The 19,284-nt window shown below is 60.5% G+C and carries 16 protein-coding genes; 5 read left to right on the forward strand and 11 right to left on the reverse strand.

Annotation, left to right across the window (positions count from 1 at the left end):
- On the reverse strand, window positions 1-443 hold a 443-nt coding region (locus ACFE0K_RS08625; protein ID WP_434535681.1), incomplete at its 3' end, for a DEAD/DEAH box helicase.
- A 66-nt stretch (window positions 444-509) separates the two neighbouring features.
- On the opposite strand from ACFE0K_RS08625, the gene chrA reads away from it, so the two are divergent.
- From chrA to ACFE0K_RS08640, 3 genes are all read left to right on the forward strand, one after another.
- Window positions 510-1,676, forward strand: coding sequence for a chromate efflux transporter (chrA, locus tag ACFE0K_RS08630; RefSeq protein WP_434535682.1), 1,167 nt, complete (start codon window positions 510-512; stop codon window positions 1,674-1,676).
- A 286-nt stretch (window positions 1,677-1,962) separates the two neighbouring features.
- A complete protein-coding gene (locus tag ACFE0K_RS08635) occupies window positions 1,963-2,598 on the forward strand; it encodes a TetR/AcrR family transcriptional regulator (protein ID WP_434535683.1) in 636 nt (211 codons plus the stop codon).
- Between the two features lie 19 nt (window positions 2,599-2,617).
- The gene (locus ACFE0K_RS08640) at window positions 2,618-4,333 is read left to right on the forward strand and encodes an acyl-CoA dehydrogenase family protein (RefSeq protein ID WP_434535684.1); all 1,716 of its coding nucleotides are present in this window, start codon (window positions 2,618-2,620) and stop codon (window positions 4,331-4,333) included.
- 152 nt (window positions 4,334-4,485) lie between these two features.
- On the opposite strand, the gene ACFE0K_RS08645 is transcribed toward ACFE0K_RS08640, so the two are convergent.
- Window positions 4,486-5,232 carry a ParA family protein gene (locus ACFE0K_RS08645; protein WP_434535685.1) on the reverse strand — a complete coding sequence of 249 codons (747 nt, stop codon included), beginning with the start codon at window positions 5,230-5,232 and terminating at the stop codon, window positions 4,486-4,488.
- A 232-nt stretch (window positions 5,233-5,464) separates the two neighbouring features.
- On the opposite strand from ACFE0K_RS08645, the gene ACFE0K_RS08650 reads away from it, so the two are divergent.
- The gene (locus tag ACFE0K_RS08650) at window positions 5,465-6,499 is read left to right on the forward strand and encodes a DUF4062 domain-containing protein (RefSeq protein WP_434535686.1); all 1,035 of its coding nucleotides are present in this window, start codon (window positions 5,465-5,467) and stop codon (window positions 6,497-6,499) included.
- A gap of 158 nt (window positions 6,500-6,657) precedes the next feature.
- On the opposite strand, the gene ACFE0K_RS08655 is transcribed toward ACFE0K_RS08650, so the two are convergent.
- On the reverse strand, window positions 6,658-8,370 hold the full coding sequence (locus ACFE0K_RS08655) for a proline--tRNA ligase (protein ID WP_434535687.1): 1,713 nt from the start codon (window positions 8,368-8,370) through the stop codon (window positions 6,658-6,660).
- A 144-nt stretch (window positions 8,371-8,514) separates the two neighbouring features.
- On the opposite strand from ACFE0K_RS08655, the gene ACFE0K_RS08660 reads away from it, so the two are divergent.
- Window positions 8,515-8,928, forward strand: coding sequence for a PaaI family thioesterase (locus ACFE0K_RS08660; RefSeq protein ID WP_434535688.1), 414 nt, complete (start codon window positions 8,515-8,517; stop codon window positions 8,926-8,928).
- Between the two features lie 128 nt (window positions 8,929-9,056).
- Here ACFE0K_RS08660 and ACFE0K_RS08665 read toward each other — a convergent pair whose 3' ends face one another.
- From ACFE0K_RS08665 to ACFE0K_RS08700, 8 genes are all read right to left on the reverse strand, one after another.
- Window positions 9,057-12,524: a translocation/assembly module TamB domain-containing protein gene (locus ACFE0K_RS08665; RefSeq protein WP_434535689.1), complete on the reverse strand. Its 3,468-nt coding sequence runs from the start codon at window positions 12,522-12,524 to the stop codon at window positions 9,057-9,059.
- A complete protein-coding gene (locus tag ACFE0K_RS08670) occupies window positions 12,521-14,269 on the reverse strand; it encodes an autotransporter assembly complex protein TamA (protein WP_434535690.1) in 1,749 nt (582 codons plus the stop codon). Before ACFE0K_RS08670 ends, ACFE0K_RS08665 begins: the two co-directional genes overlap by 4 nt.
- Window positions 14,270-14,365: 96 nt before the next feature.
- Window positions 14,366-14,935: a response regulator transcription factor gene (locus ACFE0K_RS08675; RefSeq protein ID WP_434535691.1), complete on the reverse strand. Its 570-nt coding sequence runs from the start codon at window positions 14,933-14,935 to the stop codon at window positions 14,366-14,368.
- Window positions 14,932-16,128 (reverse strand): sensor histidine kinase, encoded by a 1,197-nt coding sequence (locus tag ACFE0K_RS08680; RefSeq protein WP_434535692.1) that lies wholly within the window; start codon window positions 16,126-16,128, stop codon window positions 14,932-14,934. Before ACFE0K_RS08680 ends, ACFE0K_RS08675 begins: the two co-directional genes overlap by 4 nt.
- Window positions 16,129-16,374: 246 nt before the next feature.
- Complete coding sequence (locus ACFE0K_RS08685; protein ID WP_434535693.1) at window positions 16,375-16,992, reverse strand: class I SAM-dependent methyltransferase; 618 nt, start codon at window positions 16,990-16,992, stop codon at window positions 16,375-16,377.
- The gene (locus tag ACFE0K_RS08690) at window positions 16,992-18,215 is read right to left on the reverse strand and encodes a hypothetical protein (RefSeq protein ID WP_434535694.1); all 1,224 of its coding nucleotides are present in this window, start codon (window positions 18,213-18,215) and stop codon (window positions 16,992-16,994) included. Before ACFE0K_RS08690 ends, ACFE0K_RS08685 begins: the two co-directional genes overlap by 1 nt.
- Before the next feature lie 306 nt (window positions 18,216-18,521).
- A complete protein-coding gene (locus ACFE0K_RS08695) occupies window positions 18,522-18,827 on the reverse strand; it encodes a PA4642 family protein (protein ID WP_434535695.1) in 306 nt (101 codons plus the stop codon).
- Window positions 18,828-19,027: 200 nt separating this feature from the next.
- A partial coding sequence (locus tag ACFE0K_RS08700) for an HU family DNA-binding protein (RefSeq protein ID WP_434535696.1) occupies window positions 19,028-19,284 on the reverse strand: 257 nt, incomplete at its 5' end.

Below are 19,284 nucleotides of genomic sequence, written 5' to 3' on the forward strand. Positions count from 1 at the left end.
TGGCCCCATTGGGAGACGCAGTGAGCTTCGTCGATGGCAAACAGGGCAATCTGTGCCTGGTGAAGCAGTGACAGGGTGCGCGGTTGTATCAGCCGTTCCGGGGCGATGTACAACATGTCCAGCTCGCCCTTAAGCAGGGCGTCTTCCAGGGCCCGCTGCTGTTCCATGTTCAGTGTGGAATTGAGAAAGCCGGCTTTGACACCCAGCGCCTTGAGGGCATCCACCTGGTCTTGCATCAGGGCGATCAACGGGCTGATTACCACCCCGGTGCCAGGGCGCACCAGGGCCGGAATCTGGTAGCACAGGGATTTGCCGCCGCCAGTGGGCATCAATACCAGAGCATCGTCGCCCAGGATCAGGCTATCGATAATGGTCTGCTGCTCACCGCGGAACTGGTGATAGCCAAAGACGTGCTGGAGAACGGAGTGGGCATCGGATTGCATCGGGCGAGTATACCTGCCGGCGCCCGGCACTGACATCCGCCTGCCAGCAAACTGTGCTAGGTTCTGGTGAAATTTCAGTGGGAATTCTTGTACGTGATTACCGATATCTTTCGTCAGTTTCTGGTGATGGGGCTGATCAGCTTTGGCGGGCCGGCGGCCCATGTGGGCTATTTCCATCGTCGGTTCGTGGAGGAGTTGCAGTGGCTGGATGAGGCGGAGTTCGCCCGCCTGCTGGCACTGACCCAGTTTCTGCCCGGGCCGGCGTCCAGTCAGTTGGGCTTTGCTATCGGCCGAGTGCGCGGCGGCGTAACTGGGGCTTTCACGGCTTTTGTTGCCTTTACCCTGCCGTCTTTTTTGTTGATGGCCCTGTTGGGCATCTACGCCACCTCTCTGCCGGACTGGCTACAGGGTGGGGCGATCAGCGGCCTGAAGTGGCTGGCGGTCATTGTGGTGGCCGATGCGGTGTGGAATATGGGCCAGCGCTTTTGCGCCAAGGGGCTGACCCGGGCTATCGCCGCGCTGGTGGCCATGCTGTTGGTACTCTGGCCGGCGTTGGCCGGGCAGATGCTGGCCTTGCTGGTGGCTGCCGCTATCGGCTGGTACTGGTTACGCCCGCAACAGGGGGCGCCAGCCAGTGGCAAGCCGGTCTGGCGAGGTTGGCCTTTGGCGGGGTTTGTGTTGCTTGCGGTTGTGGCCCTGTTGCCAGCGGGGCGGGTGCTGGGTCTGTGGAACGATTTCTTCGCTGCCGGCTCGCTGGTGTTCGGTGGCGGCCATGTGGTGCTACCCCTGCTACAGGAACTGGTGGGGCCGCAGATGTCGCCGGATCAGTTTCTCACCGGCTATGCGGCTGCCCAGGCGGTGCCCGGGCCTATGTTCTCGCTGGCGTCCTATCTGGGGGCGGTGCTGCTGCCGGCCAGCCCCTGGTGGGGTGCCCTGATCGCCACCCTGGCCATTTTCCTGCCGGGCTTTCTGCTGGTGTTGGGGTTGATGGAGGGCTGGCAATGGCTCTCTTCCCGCCCGGCTCTGGCCGGTGCGGTAGCGGGGATCAATGCGGCGGTGGTGGGGTTGTTGCTGGCGGCCTTGTACCAGCCTGTGTTCGTCTCTGCGGTTCAAAATGTGTGGGATCTGTTGGTCGTAGTGGCGGGATTTGTGATGTTGCGCAGCAAGACGGTGCCGTTGTGGGGGATGGTGTTGGGTATGGCGGGTTTGGGGGTGATTACGGGTTTTCTGTAGGAGCGGCGCTTGAGCCGCGAACCGCGTCTAAGCGCGGGATCGTTCAAGGGGGGGGCAGGTATCGTATTGCAACAGGCATTCTTTTTACGTTCTGGTGAAAGCTGAGACGCCATTTCCTCGCCAAGGCTCGGATTCGCGGCTCAAGCGCCGCTCCTACAGCAGCTTCGTAGAAGGTGCGGGAGGGTTTTTACGCTATGGCGAACGCCTAACCGCACGACCGGCGGTGCTTGCCTGAAGGCCGGAATCATGATTCACTTCTTTTAAGGAATGAATATGGATTCCGATCATGGCTTACCGGGAAACCGCCAACGTAAAGGCACGCAAGGCGGCCCAGCGCGACCATCTGCTGCGCAGCGCCGAGCAACTGGTCCGCGAGGGCGGATTTGCCAATCTGACCATGCAGACGCTGGCTGCAAAGGCCGGCGTAGGTGTGGGCACCTTGTACCGCTATTTCGACAACAAGGCGGTGCTGGCGGCGGAGGTATTTCGCGTGGCCACCGAGCGGGAAGTCGCCGCAGTGGCAGCCGCCGTGGCGCACCCAGGAACCTTCGCCGAGCGTCTCTGCCATGTGTTGCGGGTCTTTGTGCAGCGTGCTCAAGCGGCACCGCAGTTGGCCTGGTCGCTGATCGCCGAGCCGGTGGACCCGGCGGTGGATGCGGAGCGTCTCACCTATCGTCAGCGCTACACGGCGCTCTATAAGCAGTTGCTCAGTGACGGCGTTACCCAGGGGGCGCTGCCCATCCAGGATACCGCGATCAGCGCCGCGGCACTGGTGGGTGCCATTGCCGAAGCCCTGGTGGGCCCGTTGTCCGACCCCCTGCCAAAAGCCAATCTGGCGGAATCCCTGACCCAATTCTGTCTGCGTGCCGTGGGCGCTAGCCCGGCGCAGGCCCAGCTTGTTGAGCAGCAACAGACTGCATGATTTTTCCGGGAGAGCTCACATGAATGCCAAGCACGACACTCTGCACACGCAGGAACAACAGAGGAATGCGGACCCGCTGGCCCAGACCCATGAGGTCTTCAACCAGGCCCCGGCGTTGGAGAATTACAACGCCTACGACAATGACACCGCTCTGCGCGAGGCAGTGCGCCGCCACGGGGCCGGCTGGGCAGAGGACAGGCTGTCCGCCCACGGCGCCAAAACCGGCAGCGCCGAGGTGATCGAATGGGGCTTTCTGGCCAACGAGTACAAGCCGCAGTTTTTCTCCCACGACCGTCAGGGGTACCGGGTGGACTACGTGAAGTACCACGAGGCCTACCATCGTCTGATGACGCTGGGGCTGGAGTCCGGCATTCACTCCGCTCCCTGGGCAGATCCGAAGCCGGGCGCCCATGTGGCCCGGGCGGCGCAGAGCTACTTGCAGGGTCAGGTGGAGGCAGGCCATGGTTGCCCGTTGACCATGACGTTTGCCTCGGTGCCCTCCATCAAACTGACCCCTTCGCTGGCAAAGGAGTGGTTGCCGAAGATCCTCAATAATGCTTACGACCCGCGTAATGTGCCCCACACGGAAAAGCAGGCGCTGACCATCGGTATGGGCATGACGGAAAAGCAGGGCGGCTCCGATGTGCGTGCCAATACCACCCGGGCGTATCCGCTTGGGGTTGAAGGTTCCGGCGAAGCCTATGAACTGGTCGGCCACAAGTGGTTCACCTCTGCGCCCATGTGCGACGCCTTCCTGGTGCTGGCCCAGACCGACAGCGGCCTGAGCTGTTTTCTGGCGCCGCGCTGGCGCCCGGACGGCAGCAAGAACCCGATCCAGGTGCAGCGCCTGAAGAACAAGATGGGCAACGTCTCCAATGCCTCCTCCGAAATCGAACTGCGCGGTGCCCTGGGCTGGATGGTCGGCGAAGAAGGGCGCGGCGTACCGGCGATTATCGAAATGGTGGCCATGACCCGTTTCGACTGCATGGTGGGGTCTACCTCCGGCCAGCGCCAGGCGGTGGCCCAGGCGGTGAACCATGCCATGGGCCGTGCTGCCTTCGGCAAGACCCTGATCGACCAGCCGCTGATGCGTAACGTGCTGGCGGATCTGCAGCTGGAAGTGGAGGGCTCCCTGGCCATTACTATGCGCATGGGCGAGGCGCTGGATAACACTACCCTGGACCCGACTAACGAACACGAAACACTGCTGCTGCGGCTGGGCCTGCCGGCGGGCAAGTACTGGATCTGCAAGCGCACCCCGTTCCATGCCTACGAGGCCATGGAGTGTCTGGGGGGCAACGGTGTCACTGAAGACTTCATCATGGCGCGTCTGTATCGCGAGGCGCCGATCAATGCGATCTGGGAAGGGTCTGGCAACGTGCAGGCGCTGGACATGCTACGCGCCCTGGGCAAGACCCCGGCGGTACTGGATGTGTGGTTTGCCGAGCTGGCGAAAACCGCCGGCAGTGATACTCGCCTGGACAAGGCGGTGACTGCGCTCAAGCAGGAATTTGTGGACATGAATGAAGCCGAATACCGGGCCCGGGATATCGTCGACCGCCTGTCCCTGACCCTGCAGGCCAGCCAGCTGGTAGCCGCCGGTAACCAGTCCGTGGCCGAGGCGTTCATTGCCACCCGGCTGGGTGAGCACGGTGATCGTAACTACGGGACTCTGCCGCGGGGGCTGGATGTGGATACGATTCTGCGGCGGGCAAACCCGTGGCAAAGCAGTTAACAGTGAACAGTTAATAGTTAACAGCGACGCGGTAGAACGCCACGTAACGGAAACGCAAGAGGCCGCGCCTAAACGATGGGCGCGGCCTCTTTGCTTTCAGAACAGATAACGCGGCTTCGTGCCGCTGTTAACTATTCACTATTAACTGTTAACTATAATTTAAGTTTGCCCGCGATCGCGAACCACATGGCGCGGAAGGCCTGGGCGGAGGGGGTGTAGGGGGCGAATTCGCCGACCGGGGCGCGGTGGTCGCCCATCTGCTCCACGTGAGTGGAGTAGGGGATCCAGGTCTTCAGGCCGCCTTTCATGCTTTTCGGGCGCTTGACCAGCATTTCCACATGCAGGTCCCGGTGCCGGTCCACCATGTTGAAAAAAGGCACCACGGTGAGGTTCTTGTAGTTCTTGCCGTCCAGCCAGTGCAACACCTGTTCATAGGCGCGTACCGACAGGTGGGTAGGGATCACCGGCACAAACAGGTAGTCCACCGCCGCAAAGATGCTTTCTGCCATCGGGCTCAGGGTGGGCGGGCAATCCAGGACCACCAGTTCGTAGCTTTCCCCCAGCGGGGCGATCAGCTGTTTCAGGCGGTTCTTGGCGCCACCGTTCTCCACCAGCTTGATGTCCGCATTACGCATGGAGATGTCGGCGGGGATGGCATCCAGGTTGGCCCAGCGGGTTTCCCGCTTGAGTCGGCCGATGGGCTGCTTGCCCTTGATCAGATTGCCGGCCTTGTAGCCGTCACCGTCATCCACCCCCAGATAAAAGCTGGCGGCCCCCTGGGGATCCAGGTCCCAGAGCAGGGTACGGTGCTTCCAGCGTGCGGCATGCCAGGCCACATTCACGGCCGAGGCGGTTTTGCCCACGCCACCTTTCAGGTTGTAAAAGGCTATGGTTTGCATGACGTCCCATTCCTGTAAGCTTGCAAAAAGCGCTACGATATTGGTTATTGGCACTGGCGCCGCCGGTTAACCGGCACAAAGGCTGGGCTCAGGCTAGCATGAACCGGATGGATGTCCCACGGCCAGACTGCCTACAGTGGTCCCCGGGTTGTGATGAGGGCCCACAGGCTGTTTAATAGCCAGCCAAAAACGTGCCCGAGAGGGCCATAACTCGACGCTACAGGTACCCAGGGTGACAGCGACGAAACGCTACCAGGTCTTTATCAGTGCCACCTTTCCCGATATGCAGGGCGCGCGCCAGGCATTGATGTTGCCGATGATCGAGCACGGCATGATACCCACCGGCCTGGACAGTTCTGCCGCAGATGGCAATACCCTGCTGCCGGTGATCCAGAAGCTGATCGAAACCAGCGATTATTTTGTCCTGATCGTGGGTGGGCGCTACGGCACCCTGTCTCCCATGGGGCTCAGCGAGCTGCACCGCGAATACATTTTTGCCGCCACCAAACGCAAGCCCATCGTTGCCTTTATCCATGATAATCCGGCCATGCTGCCCTCTGACCAGCAGGAGCCTACCCGTGATGGTCAGGTGCGCCGCGATGATTTTGTCCGCCTGCTGGAAGAGAAGGTGGCGTGTTTCCGCTGGACCACGGAAAACGGTCTGGCAGAACTGGCACACAAGGTGATTCCCAACCTGATGCGTGAGCATCGTGCCGCAGGCTGGGTGCGGGCGGACCAGGCTGGTCTTGGTGGTGGTGGAGTCGAAGTGGAAGCCCTCAAGGCCCGCATCGAGCTGCTGGAAAAGGAGCGGGAAGAGAGCATGAGCCAGGCCCGGCCTGCGCTGAAGACCCTCTCCCGGGGCGGTGATCTGGTGGCGCTGGATTATTCCTGCAATGTTTATGAAGGCGGTGATTGCAAACTCGCCATGGTCACTACCCGGATCAGCTGGGATCAGGCGTTTTCCTGTATGGCCCCGCTGATGATCAACCCTGCATCAGAGCCGGTGATGCAGAAAACGCTGGAAGATTTCATTGGTCGCAAGGCATTGGCCGATGTGCAGCAGGATTTCCCCCGCGCCCATGCGGTACGCAACGTGGTACTGGCTGCTCATGCGTTCAACCAAATCAAGATCCACCTGCGCGCCCTGGGTCTGATTACCAAGTCCGCGGAGAAGGATAACCGCGGCCTGCCGTTGTGGCAGCTGACGTCCCATGGGGATAACACTATGAGTCAGGTGATGGCGGTGAAACGCTCCATTAAAATCTAGTTAATAGTGAACAGTTAATAGTTAACAGCGGCGCGAAACAGCGTTATCTGTTCTGACAGCAAAGAGGCCGCGCCCAAGCTTTGGGCGCGGCCTCTTGCGTTTCCAGTTACGAGGCGCTGGCGCGCGTCGCTGTTAACTGTTCACTATTAACTGTTAACTCAGCCCAGCTTCCCTTTCAGGAACGCCATAACATCATCCATGGCCACTTCGCTATTCTCCGCATCCCCGCGCCCTTTATATTCGAGCACACCATTGTCCATGCCCCGTTCGGCGATGACGATGCGGTGGGGGATGCCGAGCAGTTCACTGTCGGCCAGTTTTACGCCGAGGCGTTCTTTCTCTCGGTCGTCGAACAGTACCTCAATGCCGGCTGCAGTCAGTTCGGCATAGAGCCTTTCAGCCAGCTCGCGTTCGCGGGGACTTTTCTTGATGTTCACCGGTACCAGGGCTACCAGGAAGGGAGCGATGGATTCCGGCCAGATAATGCCGCGGTCGTCATAGTTCTGCTCAATGGCGGCAGCCACGACCCGGGTGACGCCGATACCGTAGCAGCCCATGGGCATGACCACGGACTTGCCGTTTTCATCCAGTACTTTGGCACCCAGGGCTTCGGAGTACTTGGTACCCAGCTGGAAGATGTGGCCCACTTCGATGCCGCGCTTGATGGTCAGGGTGCCCTTGCCGTCCGGGCTGGGGTCGCCTTCCACGACATTGCGCAGGTCAGCCACCTCTGGCAGCGCCACGTCGCGCTCCCAGTTGATGTTGAAGTAGTGCTTGCCGTCTTCATTGGCGCCGGCGCCGAAGTCACTCATCACCGCCACACTGCGGTCGATGACAACCGGAATCGGCAGACCCACCGGGCCCAGGGAGCCCGGGCCGGCACCGATGGCCCGGCGGATTTCCTCTTCGCTGGCGAACTCCATGGGCGTGGCCACTGATTCCAGTTTTTCTGCCTTGATATCGTTCAGCTCGTGATCGCCGCGGACCAGCAGGGCGACCAGTTGGCCTTCCTCAGCGCCTTTTACCACCAGGGTCTTGACGGTTTTCTCCATGGGCAGATCGAACTGTGCGACCAGCTCTTCGATGGTCTTGGCGTTGGGGGTATCCACCTTTGCCATGGCCGCACCAGGGGCGGGGCGCTCGATAGCGGGAGCCAGGGCTTCGGCCAGTTCCACGTTGGCGGCGTAATCGGAGCTGTCGGAGAAGGCGATGTCGTCTTCACCGGAGTCGGCCAGCACATGGAATTCATGGCTGGCGGCGCCACCGATGGCGCCGGTATCCGCTTCCACCGGGCGATAGTCCAGGCCCAGACGATCAAAGATGGCACAGTAGGCCTGGTGCATGATCTGGTAGGTAGCAGCCAGGGATTCCATGTCGGTATGGAAGGAGTAGGCGTCCTTCATGATGAATTCCCGCGAGCGCATGATGCCGAAGCGCGGGCGGATCTCGTCACGGAACTTGGTCTGGATCTGGTAGAAGTTGGCCGGCAGCTGCTTGTAGCTGTGCAGCTCGTTACGGACCAGATCGGTAATCACTTCCTCATGGGTGGGGCCCAGGCAGAAGGCATTGTTATGGCGATCGGTTATTCGCAGCAGCTCCGGGCCATAGGCCGGCGCCCGCCCGGATTCTTCCCATAGCTCCATGGGCTGGACGACAGGCATCAGCACTTCCTGCGCTCCGGCCCGGTCCATCTCCTCACGGACAATATTCTCCACCTTGCGCAGCACGCGCAGGCCGGTGGGCAGCCAGTTATACAGGCCGGAGGCCAGCTTGCGGACCATGCCGGCCCTCAGCATGAGCTGATGGCTGATGACAACGGCATCGGCCGGGGTTTCTTTGACGGTGGCAAGCAGGTACTGGGAAGTGCGCATAGGAGACAGTCTTTGGCCGGTTATTGCTGAAGCGGGTCATTTTAGGGGCAAAGGCGCTTCGTCACCAGCCATCATGATCGCCGCTGGGATTGTTGCGCCCGCTTTCGTATCCTGCGTGTTATCCAGAATCAGGTGGCGAACTCTATGTTGAATGCAAAAGAAGTACAGGACGTGATTTATCAGGGGCTGCCGGCGGCGTCTGAGGAAGGATTGCGGGTTGAAGCGGTGGGTGAGCGGCGTGCCCGGGTGCGTAGTCCATTCCGGCCGTCCACCCTTCGTCCGGGGGGCACGCTGTCCGGGCCTACCATGATGGGGCTGGCGGATGCCGCCATGTATGCGGCGATTCTCGGTGAGTTGGGGCGGGTTGAAATGGCGGTGACGCAAAACCTCAATATCAATTTCCTGTCCCGTCCGGCCCAGAAGGATTTGATCGCTGAGGCAATTATTCTGCGGCTGGGGCGGCGCTCTGCGGTGCTGGAGGTGCAGCTGTTCAGCGAGGGCAATGACGAAATGGTGGCCCATGTGACCGGGACGTACGCGCTGCCGATTTCTTCGTAGCCTCGTAGGAGCGCCGCTGGCGGCGTGATAACGAGAGTATCGAGTTGCGAGAAGCGAGTTTCGAAAATCAAAACCTGCAATCGGGTAAGGCGGGTCTTCGCTTCTCGTTTCTCGATACTCGCTACTCCTCACTGCAACTCCTTCTCCCAGATCAGATCCAGACTGTTCGCCTTGGTGCTGGAGCGCGCTTCAAGATGAAGCTGTCGGGTCAGGGTGTAACGTAGCATGACGGTGGAGACCGCATCGAACAGGCCTACCGCATAGGTCAGGTACAATCGGTCGGAAAGCTGTTTGCCCAGCATCAGGGCGGCGTCGTCGGTTTCCCAGTCGCTGCCCACAGTGATTTCATCCACGCCCAGTGTGTCGCCGAGTTTTTCGGTGACGCCGCTGCCTTTTTCCAGCCCGTACAGCGCCAGGGCCTGGGCAATCCGGTTGTTGTCGCCTTTCGACCCCCGTTCCAGTGGCCGGCCGGTGAGCAGGTAGGACATGGCCTGGCTCTGTTCCATACCGGGTTCGGAGAACAAACTGGCTTCCGGTTCCTGCAGGGTGCCGCTGAGCTGTACCCCGACGACCACATTGTCACTGGGTATTTTTCGGATGGCACGGATATCCAGGCCCGGATTGTCCGGTGGGCCCTGGAAGATGAGTTGACCGTCACTGATGGCCAGGTTCTGGCCGTAAGCCCGGTAGCGGCCTTCGCGGATGACCAATTCACCATTGAGTTGCGGCGGCTGTTGCGGTTGTTGTTCTACTTGCAGGGTGCCGCCAAGGCTGGCGTCCAGACCAAAGCCCTTGAAGTGCACCTTGTCTCCCAGGTTGATAATGAGATCAATGCCCAGCGGCAGGCCGCTGCTTTGTTCGGCCTGCTGGTGCACCAGTACCTGATCCTGGCTGACGGTGACGGCGCCTTCGGGCAGTTCCGTCGGCTGGATTTGCGCTTCCGGGATGGTGAGCTTGCCTCCCAGTTGCAGTTCACCCAGGTCGCCCTTGAGGGTAAGGGTGGGGCTGAGGAGAACACGGGCATCGGGTCTGTCTGCTACCAGTAACCGTTGGCCGTTCAATGACAGATCTACCTTGGCGGGCCATTCCCTGGGATCCAGGGTGCCAGTTAGTGTCATTGTGCCTTCGCCCAGGGTGGCCGATCCGTTGACATCCAGTTTCCCGCGGGGCGAACCCTTAACGTCCACCTGCAGATCGGTAACGGCTACCCCCAGAACGGGGACCAAGGCGCGGCCGTTATCCAGGCGGATGCTGCCGTTCATCAGCGGTTGGCGAAGGGTGCCCTCCAGCGAGAAATCGCCACGAATGTCGCCGCTGATTTCGCGCAGATCGGTGGTGAATAGTGCCAATGGAGCGAGACTGGATATCCGTAATGCCACCTCGCCCGCCAGGGAAGAGTCAGCATCCAGGCCGTGTTCCAGAGCCGCGTCGACAGTGGCCAGGTCGGACATCAGTGACAATTCGCTGGTCAGACGCCGGTTTTGCAGCGTTCCTTGTGCGGATAGCTGCTCAATCAAAAGCTCCTGGGGGACATCCGGAGTGCGTACGGCAATCTTCGCCTGCCGGGTTTGCAGCCGGTATTGGCCGTCGGGGTTGTCCAGAGAACCTTGCAGAGTGGCCTCGCCATCCAGGCTGCCCTGAACGATAAAATCTGGTCCCAGCAGGGCGCCGGCCAACGCCAGCGGCAGGGCGCTGAGTGAGGCGCTGGCGTCGACCTGATCGTTACTGTCGCGGCTGCCTGTCAGGCAAAGCCGGCTCTGTGTCTGCTCGAGACAGAAAGGGCTGATCGACTGGGCCGTAGCAGAGAGCGTCACCGCCGTGTCCTCAGCCTGTTGCCAGCGGCCCAATTGTTGATGAATCAGGCCTGTATCGGACAGGTAACCTTGCCACTGGGGCGCGTTCTTGAGCGCTTTCAGCCTGCCTTGCAGGCTTGTCTCCAGGCTGATGTCGTCGCGCCGGATGTTGGCGGTAGCGGTGTGGCGCGCGAGGGTGCCATTGGCGCTGATGCGGGCCGCGGCAAGTTGCTCGATGTTGCCCTGCCGCAGTGTCTCGCTGTCCAGTTCGAACGACATGGCTTGCTCGCCCAGGCCGAGAGCTTGGAAACGGGTTTGCAGGGAGGCCAGCGACCAATCCTGCCAGCCCAGCTGCTGGCCGTTCAGATTGCCGGTCAGATTGGGTGTGGCGAGGGGGCCGCGTACTTGCAGTTGCCCGCTGAGCTGGCCCTGAATATCCGGGTAAAGCTGGCCCAGCTGTTTCAGGTCCACGCTGGTGTCCAGGGACCAGTCGGGCAGTATGGCTCCGCGTGCGCTGAATCGGTTGTCACCCCAGTGAAGGCTGCTGTCCAGGTGCAGGCGTTGCTGGCGGCTTTCCAGTTTGGTCGTGGCGCTCAGAGGGTGCTGGCGTACCCGACCTTCCAGCTGTATCTGGCTGGGGGACAGGACCCACTGTTCACCCTCGTACCTGCCCCGACTGTTGCCGTGGACACTGAGCTGGCCCGGGAACTGCGGATGTAGCAGGCCGGTGTCCAGTTGTCCTTCCATGGCCAGGTCCCAGCTCAAGGGACTGAACAGCAGCTCTCCGTGACCTTCCAGTTGCTGCTCGCCATCATCGAGCTGCAGTTGTCGCAGTGCCAGGCCGCCGTTTATCAGCTGGCTGTCCAGGGACAGATTCACGGTTTTGTCGCCACTGAGCAGGCTGCTTTGGCCTGCTATTTCCAGCGTCTCCAACGGTCCCCGAGTGGTCAGTTTGCCGTGGCCCAGTGATAGCGGCTGTGGCAGCGCCAGCGGTAATGGCTGGGCCGGCCACCGGTGTTCCAGGGACAGTGGTTGTTCGGGGTCGCCCAGTAGCCATTGACCCTGGCTGTGAATTTCCAGGGGGCTCTGCAGTTGGTGGCGCAGTTGCAGGGCTGCGAGAGAGCCGCTGATATCAAGCTGGCCTGCCAACCGGTCTGCGTTGACGGTATCGTTCTTCGGTAACGGCATGTGCCAGCGGGCCTGCCCCTGAATTTCCATGGGGGCGGCCAGGCTGCCCTGGGCGGTGGCGTTCACGCTGATATTGGCCACCGTGCGGGCGGTCAGGCTGGCCAGTTGGAAACGTCGCCAGGCTGCCAGTTGCCGGGCATCCAGTTCGCTGACCAGCAGGGTGTCGTTGAGATGCAGGGAGGACAGGGTCAGGGTGTCGATGCGTACACCCAGGGGCAGTGCCAGGCTGTCCGGCAGGCTAGCAGTTGGTGAGTCATCGGATTCCTGGCCGGGCGGCAGGGACAGCCTCAGGTTGCCCAGCGACAGGGAGGTGAACTCCAGCCAGCCGCGAGTGAGGGATGCGGGCACCAGTTCGACTTCCAGACGATCCAGACTGACAGTTAGATCGTCCAGCTGATAGCGCACCCCGGTGGCGGTAACCCGGTCCAGCAGGCTGCCTTGCCAGTCATCCACCTGCAGCTCGCCGGGGATCAGCTCACTGACCTGATCGAGTAGCCAGCGGTTACCGGTGGCGGTGCCCAGTAGCAGCCAGGTGGTCAGCACCACAATCAGTATCAGGCTGAACAGCAAGCCTAGCAGACCGACGCTGAAACGTTTGAGGGCTCGTTTGATCACAGGTCCGGCCCCATGCTCAGGTGTAAACGCCAGTCGCGGTGTTCATCCACGGCCCGAGCCAGATCCAGCCGGATCGGCCCGAGGGGAGAGCGCCAGCGGATGCCGAACCCGGCGCTGCGACGGATTTCGAAATCATCGACGTCATTGAACGCATTGCCGCCGTCAGTGAAGATCGCCAGATGCCATTTCTCGGTGATCGGGTGGTCGTATTCCAGGCTACCGGTGGCCAGATGCCGGCCACCAATAACTTCACCATTGTCTGCCCGTGGGCCCAGGGATTCATAGGCGAAACCGCGCACGCTGGAATCACCGCCGGCAAAGAAGCGGATTGAGGCGGGCAGTTCCCGCACATCGGTCACTTCCGTGTAGCCCAGATCGCCACGCAACAGCACCCGCCCACCGAGCAACGGGAAAAGAATTTTGCCGTTGCTGGTAAGCTGCAGGAAGGAGGCAGTGGAAGACAGATTGCGGTTGGCAAAACGGATTTTGCTGCTCAAGCGCCACCCGAACGACGGGTAGACGGGGTCGTTGGCCTTGACGCGACTGAGCTGGAAACCGGGAATGATCAACTCGGCCTGATCCACTTCCTCGGCGATCTCGTAGGTCTCACGCAGGTAGGTCAGCGAGGTGGTGGTGACCCAGCGATTTTGCAACTCGACAATATAATCGGCTCCGGTGGTCCAGCGTTCGTTGTCCTTGCTGTCGGTGACCTCATTCACGTAGCTGGTGTGGAAATCCAACCGTTCGCGTTGGGGATCTTTCAGCGGGATCTGGTAGCTGGCACCGGCACCCTGCTGCACCTGGGACACCTCTGTTTCCGCCCGGAAGCGGTGACCGGCCCGGTTAACCCGGCGGTTTTCCACCCCCAAGCGTACTCGTGGCCCGGTATCGGTGCTGGCGCCGACACCGGCGAGCAGTGACCAGCGATTGTTGTCTGTGAGAGTGATGCTGACGGGAATGGAGCGGGTGCTGTCATCCGGGGTGCCTTTCTGTACGCGCACGGCGCTGAAATAGCCGGCGCCGAGAAAGGCCTGCTGGGTTTCCAGCAGTTGTTTGCTGTTGAAGGGTTCCCCCTTGGCAAAGCTCACATAGGCATTGACCAGCTTGTCTCTCAATTCACTGCCGGCAAGGGTGATGGCGCCGAAGTCGTAGCGGGCACCGCTGTCCACATGCAATGTCATGGAGGCCTGGCGTTTGCGGGTGTCCACGCTGAGCTGGTGTCGGGTCAACTGTCCCTGTACATAGCCGCGGCTGATCAGATGCTGCTGCAGGTTCTTTTTCAGGGCAGTGTACTGATCGTGCTGCAGGCGCTGGCCAATGGCCAGTTGTGCATTGGCCACCAGCTGGTTGAATACGGGATCATTGGCGGCATCACCGCTGATGCGAATGTCTGCCCGCTGCAGGATCACTGCGGGCCCGGTGTTCACGTCCAGCGTTACCCGGACACAGCCGTCTTCCCGGTCGGTGCTCAGGGACAGGGTGCTTTCGTAGTAGCCCATGGCCTGCAACGCTTGCTGGCTGTTGGCAAGGATCTGTCTGCGTATCAGGCCATATTGAGCCGTGGGCGGCTCGCAGGGATAACGGGACAGGTCCACCAAAGCGCGGATATTACCGCTGACCGCATCGTTGGCATTGCCGGTGATGCGCAGTTGCGGAGCGTCATCAGCGAAAGCGGGGATGGCGAGTAGCATCAGCAGTAGTGCAGCCAGCCATATTGTCTGCTGATGTAGCCTCAAGTCCTGCATCCCTTCTGTTGTTTCCGGCAACCGGCTGATTGGGTCTTTTTCTCATCCGGTACGGTAACGTGTGATCGTTTAACAGTGTAAGGCAAGTTGTGACAGTCAGTCTTCGCGAAAGTGCTTGTCGCGTTGGTAGTCACTGGCGGTGGGACGTTTTTTCAGCCGTCGTTGCAAGGTGCGGCGATGAATGCCCAGAGCGTCGGCAGCACGGGAGATGTTGCCATCATGGGCATCCAGAGTGCGCTGGATATGCTCCCACTCCAGCCGTTGCAAGGATGGCGGGGTGGCGGGTAGGGGCAGGGTCGGATTGGTCGGATCCGCATCCAGCGCCAGCAAGATGTCAGCGGGGCTGGCGGGTTTGGTGAGATAATTGCGGGCACCACGGTGAGTGGCGGCCACTGCTGCAGTAATACTGCCATAGCCGGTGAGCAGGATGACCCGGCAAGCCGGGAAATGTTCAAGGACAGGTTCGATCAGATCCAGGCCGTTGTCGTTGCCCAGGTTCTGGTCAAGGATGGCGCCATCAAGATGTTCCAGGCCGGCCAGCTGTGCCAGCGCCTGTTCGGCATTATGGGCCACGGTTACCCGGTTGCCACGGAGTTCCAGGGCGCGGGCGGTCTGTCTGGCCAGTGGCTCGTCGTCCTCCACCAGCAGCAGTTGGCGTTCGTTCATGACGTTGGCTCCGGGAGCTTTGGCCAGTCCATGCGCGCCTGGGTCCAGCGCGGCCCGAATTCCATTTCCAGGCTGGCGCCCATCTGTTGCAGCGTGGTGCTGACCAGGGTCAGGCCGATGCCCATGCCTTCCCGCTCCGATGCAGCATGGCCGGGACCATCATCGCTGACCTGTAACCGGTAATGCTGCCCCTGGTCCTGCAGGGTGATGGCCAGCCGGGTGGCGCCAGCGTCCATGGCGTTGTAACCGAGATTGCACAGTACCCGAAACCAGCCTTCCGTGTCGGCGACGCAGGGGTCGGCATCCAATTGCTGGCTGATCGACAGGGTGGGCGCCAGATGACGAAGGTGCTGTTGTAGCTTCTCCAGCAACTCACTGACGGGCAGGTATTCCGGCAGCAGAGGTTCATTGCCCTGTTTCAGGCGCTGGGCCACATTACGGGCTAGTTGTTCCATCTGAGAGACTTCATCGCGCAGGGGGTCTGGCAGTTGCGGCGCATGCAGCAGGTTGTCGGCCAGCATCACCAGGGTGCCCAGTGGGGTATTCAGTTCATGGGCCTGATCGGCCAGGGTGGCGGCAATCTGGTACATGTGCTCGCGGCGACCGGCCAGATCAATGGCCTGTTCCTGCTGGCGCTGCTGCTGACGCATCAGGCGCTGAATCACCTGCCCCAACAGAGTCAGCATGACCAGCAGGGCAATGAAAACGGCGGCCATGCCGACGCCATGCAGGCCGCTGAGCTGGTGGCTGAGGGCGTGCAGGGGGGAATCCATGGCGGGCATCTGATACCAGCTCATGGACACCATATAGCCGCCCAGAGCCAGTGCTGCCACCAGCATCCCGTTTCTCAGCGGCAGGGTCAGTGATGCCAGCAGGGCGGGTAGTAGCAGATAGAAAGATAGCGGGTTGCCGGCACCACCGAAGCCCTGGATCAGGCCGGTGAACAGGATCGTATCCAGGGCCAGTTCCAGCGTCAGCAGTGGGGCGTGACGCTGGCGGAGCACCCGGTGGGAGAGCAATGTGATCAGGCTGGGTAGCAGCAGGGCCGCTAACCAGCCCAGTTCGTTCAGGCGATAGCCGCTATGTCCCTGACTTTGCAGCACCATCAGGGCAAGAGTAATGACGAGTACCAGCAAACTGCGTAGCCAAATCAGACGCAGGCGCCAGTTCAGTAAGGGGGGGCGGGTATCCATGGGTGGGTATTGTAAAGGTAAAGCGGTGTGGTTGGGTGTGGCAGTTTGTCCCAGTTGGGCAGCTAAAAGCTTCAAGCCGCAAGCTACAACGCGAATTAGGGAGTTGCTAGTTGGAAAAAACACCGACGCCGTGCCGCCCCGTATGTTTGTATCTCTTGTTTTCGTGATGGGCTAAGCGCGAAGGCGATGGCCTATCGGTTGGCTATGGATCAGACCGCGTTGCAGCTTGAAGCTTGTCGCTGATCCTCAAGGCCGTAATAAAGCCCCATCCAGCAATTCTCCGGCAAAGGCAGGCAGTTTGGGGTGGCGGCGGTGTGAGGCCTTGTGCAGGCGAAAGCCGGCCTCGCGGAAGATGCTGGCAGTATCACGGGTGAGCTGGCAGCCGCAGGCCAGATGCTTCCAGGCCGGGTTCATGCCCTTTTGCAGGCGCTGCACCCAGCGACGATCGCTGAGCACATGCTCCAGGGCCAGCAGGGTGCCGCCGGGTTTGAGCACCCGAAAGGCTTCGGCTGCTGCTTGGGTGGGATCTGGAATGGTGCAGAACACCAGGCAGGCAACGACCGTATCAAAATGGTGGTCGGGGTAGGGCAGTTGCTGGGCATCGCCGGTGCGCAGGACAAAACGGTCCGGGTGCGAGCACTGATCGGCGGCTTCGCGAGCCATTTCCAGCATCGCCTCGACCGGTTCGATACCATGGATTTCGGTGGCTGAATCACCATAAAAGGCAAAGTTGCTGCCGGTACCGACGCCCAGCTCCAGAACCCGTCCGTGGGCCTGGCCAACTATCCGGGCACGGTCCCGGTAAACCGGACGGGTTGCCCAATCCAGTAATACCGGGAACAGCTTGTCTTCATAGAGTGACATCAGCCACGCTCAGGGAGGACGTATTTTTCCGGGTTATTAAGCATGTCCATGCTCAGCGGTTCGCTGATGATGCTGGTCAGGTTGCGGTCTGTCTGCTTGCTGAACTTGCGGCGTAGTTTTTCAAACTTGCGGAAGCTGCGGAAGTTCAGGGCATACAGCCGCACTTCCTGCAGGCGCTTGTAGGAATACATCACGTCCAGGGCATCCATGGAGAACTCGGGACGGATCTTCATGGCCTTTTCCAGGTAGCTGATTGCCTCGTTGAGGTCGCGCTTGCGGTTCATGTAAATCAACGCATTGGCGTACTCATAGTTAACAATCGGGATGTCGCCGGCCATTTCCAGTGCTTCGGCGAAGGAATCTTCCACCGTGGTAGTGCGGGCACCGTAGGTCATGCGGCCGGTGAATTTGCCCACCCGACGCATGATGCCGGCATCCACGCCAGCGCGGAAGGCGTGCGCGAGAGGCTGTTCGGGCATCACTTCTACCACTTCTTCGGCACTGTTCTTGATCTTGCCGATATAGCGGCGAGCCACCACGATGGGCACCGGGGATTCTTCGGCGATGCGGGCGATGGCGTAGGCGTAACCCAGTTTCACGGTGGCCACGATCGGGGCCACTTGCGGGTCATCCTCAGCCTCTTTCATGACGTCAAAGTATTCCTGAGCCTGGTTGGCCACGTCCTGCAGCATCATGTATTTGGTGCTTTGACGGTCCGCCAGGTAGATCGCATACATCAGCTGGGAGAACAGGGAAGGAATCTTGCCAATCGCACCCAGCTTCAGGCCTTCTTCCCGGGCTTGCTGGAAATCGCCGGCAAAGAACATTCTCCACACCGCCAGATAGCGGCGTTCCAGGCCATCGTAATCCTTGCCATCCCAGTTCTGGATGTCCTCCGACATGAACGGGTACTTCTTGAACTGGGTACGCATGTAGTCTGCGGAGGGATAGGGCACCTTGAGGCCGCGCATCAGGTAATCCCATTTCTCGCGGATCTGCGCGTCGGTGTAGGTGAAGTAGCTCTTCTTGTAGGGAACCTCGTTCCATTTTTCCTGGAAGATGCGTTCATCCACCGGAATCTCCTGCATTTGCAGTTCTTCCGCGGTGACTTCATCCATTTCATCGTCATAGTCGTCATCGCGTGCCGCATGGAGTTGCATGCTGAATACGCAAAGCGCGACCAGACACAGGGAATGCCAGAATCGTTGAGGATATGCTGTCATGATGGTTTACAGCTCTTGTTGTTGTTGTGTGTTTTATCAGGGTATGAAATACAACCTGTGATCGCCTTTGTCGCGATATGCCAGTGGAGGCAGTTGCGAAAAAACGAACAGGAAAGCCGTTTCCGGCTCTCTCATTACCCTGTTATTCGAGGCGACATGGTCGCCGGGCCCCGATAGCCCTTGTAATAGCTTAACAATGCCATGGGCTTGGGCGGTGAACAAGTTCCTGAGGGTATGTATTTTTCTTGGGAAATGTATCTGGTTGGTTGCCGCCCGACAGAAGGTCAGGCGGCGGGGGAAATGGCGTTAATCCTGACGTGTGCCGCCGGCATCACGCAGCAACTGAGCGTAGTCGCTGCACTTCGGGTGGCCCTCGATATGGGTCAGCAGGGTGCGGCCCTGGGGGTCGCGGGCATTGATATCCCGGCCCTGTGCCAGGAAAAACCCGATGAAACGCCCGAAATCTTCGGCCCGCAGGGCCCGATAGGCCTTCTCAAGAACGTGGAAGTCGGCGTCGACACCTTCCTCGCTGGAGAAATCCAGGAAAACCTTGATCTGTTCGTCGGTCATCGGCTCGCCGATTACCTTCTTCTTGTCTTTACGCTCTGCCATGGGCGCGCTCCTTGAATTCCGGTACAGAAGAACGGGGCTGATGCTGGCGCCTAGGGTGGCTGTGGTTGGCCATAAAGCAACCAGGGTCAGTCAGAGAGATATCAGTGGGCGCGGATTATAGAGGCTGGGGTGGCCAGGGGCCAGAGGAGGGAAAGGAGAAGGTCAACCGCCGGGCAGACGCCCGGCGGTGGCAAGCGGCATCAGGATGCCATGTCCTTGAGCTTTTTCAGCGGACGCACTTTTACCATGGTGCGGGCCGGTTTGGCGGCGAACGTGGTTTCTTCGCCGGTGAAAGGGTTGATGCCCTTGCGTGCCTTGGTGGCGGGTTTCTTCTGGGTGACGATTTTCATCAGGCCCGGCAAGGTGAACTGGCCAGCACCGCGTTTCTTCAGATGACCTTCCATGATGTCTGCCAACTCATCGAATACGGCGTTGACGTCTTTCTTGGTCAGGCCGG

This window comes from Alcanivorax sp., assembly GCF_051117345.1.
Taxonomy (GTDB): domain Bacteria; phylum Pseudomonadota; class Gammaproteobacteria; order Pseudomonadales; family Alcanivoracaceae; genus Alcanivorax.

Bases quoted from the DNA above. Each gene is read 5' to 3' on its own strand.
- ACFE0K_RS08675 (WP_434535691.1), bottom strand. From the start codon at position 14,935: ATGAACGAACGCCAACTGCTGCTGGTGGAGGACGACGAGCCACTGGCC.
- ACFE0K_RS08685 (WP_434535693.1), bottom strand. From the start codon at position 16,992: ATGTCACTCTATGAAGACAAGCTGTTCCCGGTATTACTGGATTGGGCA.
- ACFE0K_RS08640 (WP_434535684.1), top strand. From the start codon at position 2,618: ATGAATGCCAAGCACGACACTCTGCACACGCAGGAACAACAGAGGAAT.
- ACFE0K_RS08655 (WP_434535687.1), bottom strand. From the start codon at position 8,370: ATGCGCACTTCCCAGTACCTGCTTGCCACCGTCAAAGAAACCCCGGCC.
- ACFE0K_RS08670 (WP_434535690.1), bottom strand. From the start codon at position 14,269: ATGCAGGACTTGAGGCTACATCAGCAGACAATATGGCTGGCTGCACTA.
- ACFE0K_RS08645 (WP_434535685.1), bottom strand. From the start codon at position 5,232: ATGCAAACCATAGCCTTTTACAACCTGAAAGGTGGCGTGGGCAAAACC.
- ACFE0K_RS08690 (WP_434535694.1), bottom strand. From the start codon at position 18,215: ATGACAGCATATCCTCAACGATTCTGGCATTCCCTGTGTCTGGTCGCG.
- ACFE0K_RS08660 (WP_434535688.1), top strand. From the start codon at position 8,515: ATGTTGAATGCAAAAGAAGTACAGGACGTGATTTATCAGGGGCTGCCG.
- ACFE0K_RS08635 (WP_434535683.1), top strand. From the start codon at position 1,963: ATGGCTTACCGGGAAACCGCCAACGTAAAGGCACGCAAGGCGGCCCAG.
- ACFE0K_RS08695 (WP_434535695.1), bottom strand. From the start codon at position 18,827: ATGGCAGAGCGTAAAGACAAGAAGAAGGTAATCGGCGAGCCGATGACC.
- ACFE0K_RS08680 (WP_434535692.1), bottom strand. From the start codon at position 16,128: ATGGATACCCGCCCCCCCTTACTGAACTGGCGCCTGCGTCTGATTTGG.